The 8,639-nt window shown below is 64.5% G+C and carries 10 protein-coding genes; 9 read left to right on the plus strand and 1 reads right to left on the minus strand.

Translation table 11 applies throughout. The annotated features are described in order from the left end of the window. The first annotated feature begins 221 nt into the window (after positions 1–221). The 9 genes from VDP82_RS09895 to VDP82_RS09935 all read left to right on the plus strand — a co-directional run bounded on the left by VDP82_RS09895 (position 222) and on the right by VDP82_RS09935 (position 8,299). Positions 222–920 carry a GntR family transcriptional regulator gene (locus VDP82_RS09895; protein WP_323014684.1) on the plus strand — a complete coding sequence of 233 codons (699 nt, stop codon included), beginning with the start codon at positions 222–224 and terminating at the stop codon, positions 918–920. Between the two features lie 43 nt (positions 921–963). Continuing rightward, the gene (locus VDP82_RS09900; RefSeq protein ID WP_323014685.1) at positions 964–1,905 is read left to right on the plus strand and encodes a tripartite tricarboxylate transporter substrate binding protein; all 942 of its coding nucleotides are present in this window, start codon (positions 964–966) and stop codon (positions 1,903–1,905) included. 4 nt (positions 1,906–1,909) lie between these two features. Continuing rightward, positions 1,910–2,446, plus strand: a complete 537-nt coding sequence (locus VDP82_RS09905) for a tripartite tricarboxylate transporter TctB family protein (RefSeq protein WP_323014686.1) — start codon at positions 1,910–1,912, stop codon at positions 2,444–2,446. Next, entirely contained in the window at positions 2,443–3,948 is a 1,506-nt protein-coding gene (locus VDP82_RS09910; protein WP_323014687.1) for a tripartite tricarboxylate transporter permease, read from the plus strand. Before VDP82_RS09905 ends, VDP82_RS09910 begins: the two co-directional genes overlap by 4 nt. Positions 3,949–3,959: 11 nt before the next feature. Then, on the plus strand, positions 3,960–4,841 hold the full coding sequence (locus tag VDP82_RS09915; RefSeq protein ID WP_323014688.1) for a dihydrodipicolinate synthase family protein: 882 nt from the start codon (positions 3,960–3,962) through the stop codon (positions 4,839–4,841). A 207-nt stretch (positions 4,842–5,048) separates the two neighbouring features. Beyond that, complete coding sequence (locus VDP82_RS09920; protein WP_323014689.1) at positions 5,049–5,951, plus strand: PfkB family carbohydrate kinase; 903 nt, start codon at positions 5,049–5,051, stop codon at positions 5,949–5,951. A 773-nt stretch (positions 5,952–6,724) separates the two neighbouring features. Further along, complete coding sequence (locus VDP82_RS09925) at positions 6,725–7,204, plus strand: peroxiredoxin family protein (protein WP_323014690.1); 480 nt, start codon at positions 6,725–6,727, stop codon at positions 7,202–7,204. Continuing rightward, positions 7,197–7,955, plus strand: coding sequence for a YggS family pyridoxal phosphate-dependent enzyme (locus VDP82_RS09930; RefSeq protein WP_323014691.1), 759 nt, complete (start codon positions 7,197–7,199; stop codon positions 7,953–7,955). The genes VDP82_RS09925 and VDP82_RS09930 overlap by 8 nt, the downstream gene beginning before the upstream one ends. Further along, positions 7,952–8,299, plus strand: coding sequence for a DUF2200 domain-containing protein (locus VDP82_RS09935; RefSeq protein ID WP_323014692.1), 348 nt, complete (start codon positions 7,952–7,954; stop codon positions 8,297–8,299). The genes VDP82_RS09930 and VDP82_RS09935 overlap by 4 nt, the downstream gene beginning before the upstream one ends. A 16-nt stretch (positions 8,300–8,315) precedes the next feature. On the opposite strand, the gene VDP82_RS09940 is transcribed toward VDP82_RS09935, so the two are convergent. Then, the gene (locus tag VDP82_RS09940; RefSeq protein ID WP_323014693.1) at positions 8,316–8,480 is read right to left on the minus strand and encodes a hypothetical protein; all 165 of its coding nucleotides are present in this window, start codon (positions 8,478–8,480) and stop codon (positions 8,316–8,318) included. Between the last annotated feature and the right edge of the window lie 159 nt (positions 8,481–8,639).

Raw genomic sequence — 8,639 nt, forward strand, 5'->3', positions numbered from 1 at the left:
ACCGGCGGCGGATCCACTCGCCTCTCGGATATAGGACCCCAGAACAGGCCCAACGGCAAATGGCCTAAACCGGTGTCCACAAAATGGTGGACCATCAGAATGTCTGTCAACGCCCTTGTGGCCTGGACGACTGCTGCTCTGCCGCTCCAATGCCGGCACCTTCTTGACTTCTGTTTTGTTAACCGTTTACGGTAAACCGAAATGGAGGAGGAACGGGACCCGTGAGAAGCGTGCCCGCCATTGTCATTCAGCGCGAAGCCCTTGGCTCGCAGGTCGCTTCGGCCCTGCGCGAAGCCATTGCCGCCGGCGAGTTCGTGCGCGGCGAGCGGCTGATCGAGGCCGATCTGGCCGAACGTTACGGGGTCAGTCGCGGGCCTATCCGCGACGCTTTCCGCATTCTCCAGGTCGAGGGGCTGTTGGAAAACCAGCAGCCGGGCGTCGTCGTCATCGGCATCGATCACGACAGCATCAACGAGCTTTATTCCCTGCGCGGCGCCATCGAGGGGCTGGCCGTGCGGCTGGCCGTGGGGCGGCACGACGAGAAGCGCTTCGGCACCCTTCAGCGCCATGTCGAGGCCATGCAGTGCGCAGCCCAGGCCGATGATCCGGCCGGATTCGCCCAGGCCGACGTGGCTTTTCACAACGAAATCTGCCTCATCTCCGGCCACAAGCGCCTCGCCGATGTCTGGCAGCGCTACGAAGCCATCATGATGACGCTGCTGCGTCTGACCATTTCGCTGGAGCAGGATTTGTCCGCCAGCGCGGCCAAGCATCTGGAATTGCTCGACCTTATCCGGGCAGGCGATCCGGGTGCGGCCGAAACCGAACTCACCAATCACCTCGAAGGGTCTCGCGCCCGCATGGTGAGAGTCTGGGAGCGCGCCCTGGAGAGGAGACGAAGCGTTCAGGCGCGAATTTGATCGAAGTCACCAAGTCGAACCGCATGAATTCAGGGAGAAGAATATGAAAACGACCCTTTTTACCAAAACCATTGCCCTTGCCGGGCTGCTCGGGGTGGCCTTCACCGCCTCCGCCATGGCGCAGGACAAGTTCCCCTCCAAGGACATCACCTTCGTGGTGCAGGCCGCCGCCGGCGGGGCGTCCGACCGCACCTCGCGCGCCATCGCGTCCGAGCTGGAAAAGGATCTGGGCGTCAGCGTCATCGTTGAAAACCGCCCCGGCGCCTCGGGCACCGTGGCCTTCGCCCATGTGGCCGAACAGCCGGCCGACGGCTACACCATCGGCTTCGGCCCGGTGGAATTCGCCATCGCCGAGCATATCGGCTACGATTTCAACCGTGAGGACTACACCTATCTCGGCCAGGTCATGAACAGCCCGGTCGTGCTCGCCGTGGCCGCCAACAGCCCCTACAATACCCTGGCCGATTTCATCGAAGCGGCCAAGGAAAAGGAACTGTCAGTCTCCAATTCCGGCGCGGCCTCGGCCTTCGCCGCCACCGCCTTCACCCTGGCGCAGATGACTGGCGCCAAGATCACTCCGGTGCCCTTCGATGGCGGCGCGCCCGCCGTGGCGGCGGCCCTGGGCAATCACGTCGATGCGGTCACCGCCGGCGCCGGCGAAACCGCCGCGGCCTTCGCCGATGGCTCGCTCAAGGTCCTGGCCATCTTCGATGAAGAGGAGCATCCGCGCTTCCCTGGCGTCAAGACCGCCGCCGAGCAGGGCTATGACCTCTCCTTCGGCGCCTGGGGCGGCGTCTACGGCCCGGCCGGCATTCCCGCCGACGTCAAGGCCATCCTCGAAGCATCGATCAAGAAGGCCGCTGCCTCGCAGACCTTCCTCGATGCGGTCACCCCGGCCGGCATCCTGCCCGCTTACAAGAGCGGCGACGAATGGAAGGCTTTCGTCGATGCTGAAGCCGCCCGTTACGCCGAAGTCCTGAAGTAAGCCCATGGCCGGGCTCGACAAGCTCTCGGCCCAGTCCGGCGACACACTCGTGTCGCCGGACGAAGCGGGGGAGGTGGAATACGATCTGTCCGCCCCGCCCTCGCGGCGGCTGGAAATCGCCACGGCGCTGATCGCGCTGATCCTTTCTGGCATCGCCATCTATCTGTCGCGCGATATCCGTCTGCGCATGGGCGCGGGCGGGCTCGATCCGAAATGGTGGCCCACTTTGCTCTCCATCCTGGCGGCGGGCCTTTCGGCCATTCTGGTCGGCATGGCGCTGTTCGGACCGCCCCAGAGCCGGGGCGACATCGAAAGCAGCCATCGCGACGGCTTCGTCAGCATGCTGCTGGCGCTGGCGCTGACCACGCTTTACGCCTTTGCCTGGTGGATGTTCGGCTATGTCATCCCCACCGCGCTCTATCTCTTCGCGCTTTTGTGGGTGTTCGGCCTGCGCAGCTGGAAGGGCCTCATCGTCTTCCCGCTCGTCACCACGGCCTTCATCTACGGCCTTTTCCATTTCCTGCTCAGGGTCCCGCTATGACAGCTCTTCTCGACGGTATGCTGGCGGTGCTCGAACCCAGCGTCATCCTGTGCCTGGGCGCCGGCGTGGTGGTCGGCATGCTGGTGGGCATGTTCCCCGGCATCACCGCCACCATGGCCGTGGCGCTGGCCAGCAGCTTCACGATGACGCTGGAGCCGGTGCAGGGCCTCGCCGTTCTTCTCACCATCTATGTCGCCGCCAATTTCGGCGACCGCATCCCTTCCATCCTCATCAACACGCCCGGCACGCCCGCCTCCATCGCCACCACCTTCGATGGCTATCCCATGGCCAAGAACGGTCAGGCCGGGCTGGCGCTCATCGTCTCGGCGCTGGTGTCGGCCGTGGGCATCATCGCCAGCATGGCGCTGTTTGCCTTCGCCTCGGTGCCGCTGGCGCAGCTAGCGCTCAAATTCGGTCCTAGCGAAATGTTCGCCGTGGTCATCCTGGCCATGACCATCATGATCTCGATTTCCTCCAAATCGATCACCAAGGGCCTGCTGGCCGGGGTCATCGGGCTGTTTATCGCCACGGTCGGGCGCGACCCGATCACGGGCGACGCGCGCTTCACCTTCGGGGTACGCGACCTCAATAGTGGGCTCGATTTCATCGCCGTCATCATCGGCCTGTTCGGCATTGCCGAACTGCTCGACCAGATCCTCACCCACCGCGCCTTCAAGATCAAACCGATCTCCGCACTGGGCCGTTGGTGGCCGACCAGGAGCGAATACAAGCGCATCGCCAAGCCCACCTTCATCGCCGGCATTGTCGGGCTCGTCGTGGGCATCATCCCCGGCGCCGGCGGCGACATTGCCGGCCTTCTGGGCTGGGACCGCGCCAAGGCCGCCTCCAAGACCAAGGACAGCTTCGGCAAGGGCAATATCGAGGGCATCGCCGCCTCCGACACCGCCTCCAGCGCCACGCTGGGCGGCTCGCTCACCACCACCATGGCCCTGGGCATTCCGGGGGATTCGGTGATGGCGGTGATGATCGGCTCGATGATCGTCTGGGGCATCCAGCCGGGGCCCAGCCTGTTCGTCAACCAGCCGAGCCTGGTGGTCACCATCACCACCATCATGCTGCTGGCCACTTTGGTCACCCTGGCCATCAATCTGGTGCGCATGCCCATGATGGTGAAGCTGCTCGACATGCCGGTGCACTACATCTGGGCCACGGTGCTGGTGTTCTGCCTGGTGGGCACCTATGCCACCACCAACAACATGTTCACAGTGGGCATCATGCTCAGCTTCGGCGTCATCGGGGTCATCCTCAAGCGCTGCGGCATTCCGGCCAGCCCCATCGTGCTTGGGCTGATCCTGGGGCCGCTGGCCGAATCCAACCTGCGCCGCTCCCTGCTGATCGACGGGCCCACGGGCCTCGTCAACAAGCCGATTTCGGCCACCCTGCTCACCTTCGCCTTCATCGCCATCATCGCCGCCCTGGCCACCCCGCTCATCCAGCGGCGGCGCGCCAAGGCCGCTGGCCTTTCCTCCCAACGCTTATGAGTGATCCTTCCATGTCTGCTTTCAAGCCCATTATCCTCACCGCGATTCCGGTCGCCTTCTCCGAGGATGGCTCCGTCTCGATCGAGGGCAACACCGCCATCCTGCGCAAATGCGCGCAATCCGGCGTCGACGGCGCTTTCGTTCTGGGCACCACCGGCGAATTTCCCTCGCTCAGCGAGGACGAGCGCCGCGCCCTTACCCGCCTCAGCCTCGACGTGCTGTCCAACAAGCGAGTCGTCGTCCATGTCGGCGCCGCCAGCATTTACGAGGTCGAACGCCTCATCGCCCTGGCCCGCGCCGAAGGCGCCAAGGAAGTGGCGGCCATCACGCCTTATTTCCTGCCCGCCACCGACGACGCGCTCAAGCAGTTCTATGCCCGCATTTCCGAGGTATCGGACGGGCTGGGCGTCTTCGTCTACATCTTCAAGGACCGCACCGGCGTCACCGTTTCCCCGCAATTGATGGCCGAGCTGGCCAAATTGCCCAACATCGTCGGCGTCAAGATCAGCGGCGAAAGCCTTGAAACCGTGGGCGAATACCGCAAGCTCCTGCCCCCCGACTTCCTCGTCCTCACCGGGTCGGACCGCGAGATCGGCCGGCTCGATCAGGTCGGCGCCAATGGCGTCATTTCCGGCATCGCCTCGGTCTATCCCGAGCCGTTCGTCAGCATGGCCGAGGCCGTCGCCAATGGCGTCACCGACCGAGCCAGCCTTCAGGAAGACGTCAACGCCACCGTCGATGGCCTGTTGGGCGATATCGAACGCCTCAAGACCGGCCTGCGCCTCCAGGGCATCCCCGCCGGCCACGCCCGCATGGCGGTCGGCCGGCCCGACGCCGCCACCATGGCGCTGATCGAAGGGCTCAACGCCCGCTTCGGCCGGCCCGTCGCGTAGGAATTGAAGCAAGCTCTCGCCGCCCCTACCAGCCCGGCTCCTCCCCCTTGAAGGGGGAGGTTGGAGGGAGTGTGGTGAGCCTCGATATCGAGGCCAAATACCACTCTCCCTCCCCACAGACGGGCGGGATGGCGACTGCCCCATAGCCACAAACAAGCTATCCATAAGCGATTACCCTGAGCTTCCCTGGCCTTTTCCGGTATTTCCATGCCCCCTCCCCACATCGTCTTTCTCGGCGCCGCCTCGATGGACATGATCTTTTCGGTCGAAACCCTGCCCGTCGGCGCCGGCAAGATCCTGCCGCGCGGGCTGGTGCAGGCGGCCCATGGCATGGCCACCAGCGCCGCCGCCGCCGTGGCGCGGCTGGGTGGGCGCGCCAGCCTCATCACCCGCATCGGCGCCGATGTGATGGGCGACCACTTCATTGCCGAAATCGCCGCTGAGGGCGTCGATTGCCGTCATGTGCGGCGCTTCGAGGGCGTGCCCACCCCGCTCAGCGCCGTCATCGTCGACGATGCGGGCGAACGGCTCATCCTGCCCTATTACGACCGCGCCCTGGGCAGTGATCCGGGCTGGATTCCCGCCGATGTCATCCAGCAGGCCGATGCCGTCCAGGTCGATATCCGCTGGCCCGAAGGCGCCATGCTGGCGCTGAAACTGGCGCAGCAGGCGGGGCGGCTGGCTGTGCTCGACGCCGATACCGGGCCCACCGACACCATCGTCGCACTGGCCGAAGTGGCCAGCCACACGGTGTTTTCTGAGCCCGCCGCCTTGCAGGTTTCCGGCGCCTCCGCCATTCCCGAAGCCTTGCCGTTGCTGGCGCAGCGCGTTCCCGGTTTCGTTGCTGTCACCGGCGGCCCGGCAGGTTGCTTCTGGATAGAGGATGGCACTATGCGCCAGGCTCCGCCGCCCCCAGTGAAGGTCGTCGACACCCTGGCTGCCGGCGACGTCTTTCACGGCGCCTTCACCCTTGCCCTTGCCGAAGGTCAATCCATCCGGGAAGCCATCGTTTTCGCCAATGCCGCCGCCGCCATCAAATGCGCCAGCTTCGGGGGCCGCCTCGGCTCCCCCCGCCGCGCCGAAGTCAAAGCCCTTCTGGCGGGGACCTGATCGGGCCATTGTGGCGCAAGCCGCAATCACGCTGAGGGCTATCCGCCAGCGCTGCCCCCAGACCTGGTCCGGGGGCCATTCCCGGCATTCCGGGATCCTGACGGGCTCGCTGGAAGACCAATCCCAGCACGCTGTCAGGATCGAACCCAACAATTATCTTGAAAGCCAGGACCACAAACTTACTCGGTAGTGGCTGTTTTCGGGCCGCAGAACTAAGCCGCTGCGCGGGAGGGTGTGCGCGGTGAGACATTAGTAAGGCATCGGTCGTCACGGCTTGATTGAGGATCGCCTGGTTCGGGGTACCCGCCCACATCGACCCAGAGATGGAGGAGATCGGTATTGGTAGTGCTGGTGCTTGCGTGCTGCCCCGAGCCGTAGCTAGTGGGCTGGGTGAAAGCAGACTGCTTGGCATCCTTGACGATGCCCATGCCCGTGGTCGTCATGCGATATATCACGGGACGTTTTCCCGTTGCTATCTGCGCACGAGGGTGTATTCCATAGCTGTGTTACCCCTCAGCCGTAACCGCCTAAAGATACCTTGTTTTCAATGGCTTGACGGTGGAATCTTTCTGCCTTCGAATCCTGGCGCCCCAGCCAGAAATTTCCCAAGCATGTCGCCTGCGTTGCTCAGTTTTTCGGAGAGGCGGGCCGTGACCTCGAGGCCGGTGAGAATTTGACTTGGTCGGGCCGCTGCGCCTATGCCTCTTCTATGGCTTTTTCAGACTTGACGCCCCATGCGGGAGCGAAGCTGCAAAAGCGCATGAGAGGACGAGATGACCGGCACAGCCGCCCCTGAACTCGATGTGGTGGAGTGGTTCAACACCGAGGAGAAGCTGACTCTGGCGGAGTTGCGGGGCCGGGTGGTGGTGCTGCACGCGTTCCAGATGCTCTGTCCGGGCTGCGTCGCCTCCGGTCTGCCACAGGCCAAGAAGATTGCGGCGGTCTTTCCCCGAAACGAGGTGGTCGTCATCGGCCTGCATAGCGTATTCGAGCATCACGAGGCCATGACACCGGTTTCTCTGGCCGCTTTCATCCATGAGTATCGCCTGGGCTTTCCCATCGGCGTGGATCGTCCGGGTGGAGACGGGCCGCTTCCGCACACCATGGCGGCCTATGGCATGCGCGGAACGCCGAGCCTGGTGCTGATCGACCGGGCGGGCATCATTCGCCACCACGCTTTCGGCGCCGAGGACGATCTCAAGGTCGGGGTGGAGATTGCTCTGCTGATGGCGGAGGGGCGTGCGGATGACTGAAGCGGCGGAAGCCACGCTGCTGGCGCAAAGGCTCGCCGCCGTGCGGGAGCGAATGGACGCTGCCTGCCGGCGAGCTGGCAGGGCGCCGGATTCGGTCCGGCTCCTGCCGATCAGCAAGACCGTGCCGGTGGAGCGGCTGCGGGCAGCGGTGGGGGCGGGGCTTTCATGCCTGGGCGAGAACAAGGTGCAGGAGGCGCGGCTGAAGGCCGAGGCGATGAGCGACCTGCCCGTTTCCTGGAGCATTGTCGGGCATCTGCAAACCAACAAGGCCAAGGAGGTGGCGCGCTTTGCCAGCGCCTTCCAGGCCCTCGACAGCCTGCGTGTCGCCGAAGCGCTGGAGCGACGCCTTGAAATCGAGGACCGCACGCTCGAGGTGCTGGTGCAGGTCAATACATCGGGCGAGGCCAGCAAGTTCGGCCTGGCGCCGGAGGACGTGGTGGGGTTTGCGCGGGAATTGCCGGCTTTCCCGCGGCTGCGGGTCGGCGGGCTGATGACACTGGCGATTTTTTCCGCCGATGCGGAGCGGGTGCGCGGTTGCTTCCGCCTGTTGCGCAGCATCCGCGAAAGACTGCGCCAGGATGGGCCGCAGGAGATTGCCTTCGAGGCGCTCTCCATGGGCATGTCGGGCGATTTCGAGATCGCCATCGAGGAAGGGGCGACAATCGTCCGCGTCGGGCAGGCCATCTTCGGGCCGCGGACGACCTCGGATGCCTATTACTGGCCCGGCGTCGCGGGAGCTCCCGCCCCATGACCCACCGCATCTATTCCATGAGCCTGGCCAGCGTCTACCCGCTCTATGTGGCCAAGGTCGAGAAGAAGGGGCGCAATCAAGCCGAGGTGAATGAGATCATCCGCTGGCTGACAGGCTACACGCAGAAGGGGCTGGAGACGCAACTGGAGCAAAAAGCCAGCTTCGAGGCTTTCTTTGCCCTGGCGCCACAGATGAATCCGGCGCGCACGCTGATTACTGGGGTTATCTGCGGCAAGCGGGTCGAGACGATCGAAGAGCCGCTGATGCGGGAAATACGCTATCTCGATAAGCTGGTGGACGAACTGGCCAAGGGCAGGGCGATGGAGAAGATCCTGCGCAAGTGAGGACCGGTGCGGCTTCTCAAAGGCTGCCTTTCCGGGTCTCCATATAGTGCCAGATGCCAGCGGCAATGGCGCCGGCGGCAATACAGATGGCGATGCCGATTGCGGTATTGCCCGCCATGGCGCCGAAGGCGGCGCCCAGGATCGCGCCGCCGAGGATTGCCCATATCAACTTGCTTGCCATCGATGCCTCTCGATCCGTTGGCCCTCGCGAGGGAAACGCTAGCGGAATATAGCAGTTCCTTTGCTAGAAGGCGTCGTTCATCACATCGGGTGGCGGCAGGGTCTTGCCGTCGGGCCGGTCGAGCGCCGCCAGGCTTGCCATGTCGTCGTCATCGAGCGC

It is taken from the genome of Devosia sp., from assembly GCF_034675085.1.
In the GTDB taxonomy this organism is placed as follows: Bacteria; Pseudomonadota; Alphaproteobacteria; order Rhizobiales; family Devosiaceae; genus Devosia.

Bases quoted from the DNA above. Each gene is read 5' to 3' on its own strand.
- VDP82_RS09915 (WP_323014688.1), top strand. From the start codon at position 3,960: ATGTCTGCTTTCAAGCCCATTATCCTCACCGCGATTCCGGTCGCCTTC.
- VDP82_RS09930 (WP_323014691.1), top strand. From the start codon at position 7,197: ATGACTGAAGCGGCGGAAGCCACGCTGCTGGCGCAAAGGCTCGCCGCC.
- VDP82_RS09910 (WP_323014687.1), top strand. From the start codon at position 2,443: ATGACAGCTCTTCTCGACGGTATGCTGGCGGTGCTCGAACCCAGCGTC.
- VDP82_RS09925 (WP_323014690.1), top strand. From the start codon at position 6,725: ATGACCGGCACAGCCGCCCCTGAACTCGATGTGGTGGAGTGGTTCAAC.
- VDP82_RS09940 (WP_323014693.1), bottom strand. From the start codon at position 8,480: ATGGCAAGCAAGTTGATATGGGCAATCCTCGGCGGCGCGATCCTGGGC.
- VDP82_RS09900 (WP_323014685.1), top strand. From the start codon at position 964: ATGAAAACGACCCTTTTTACCAAAACCATTGCCCTTGCCGGGCTGCTC.
- VDP82_RS09905 (WP_323014686.1), top strand. From the start codon at position 1,910: ATGGCCGGGCTCGACAAGCTCTCGGCCCAGTCCGGCGACACACTCGTG.
- VDP82_RS09935 (WP_323014692.1), top strand. From the start codon at position 7,952: ATGACCCACCGCATCTATTCCATGAGCCTGGCCAGCGTCTACCCGCTC.
- VDP82_RS09920 (WP_323014689.1), top strand. From the start codon at position 5,049: ATGCCCCCTCCCCACATCGTCTTTCTCGGCGCCGCCTCGATGGACATG.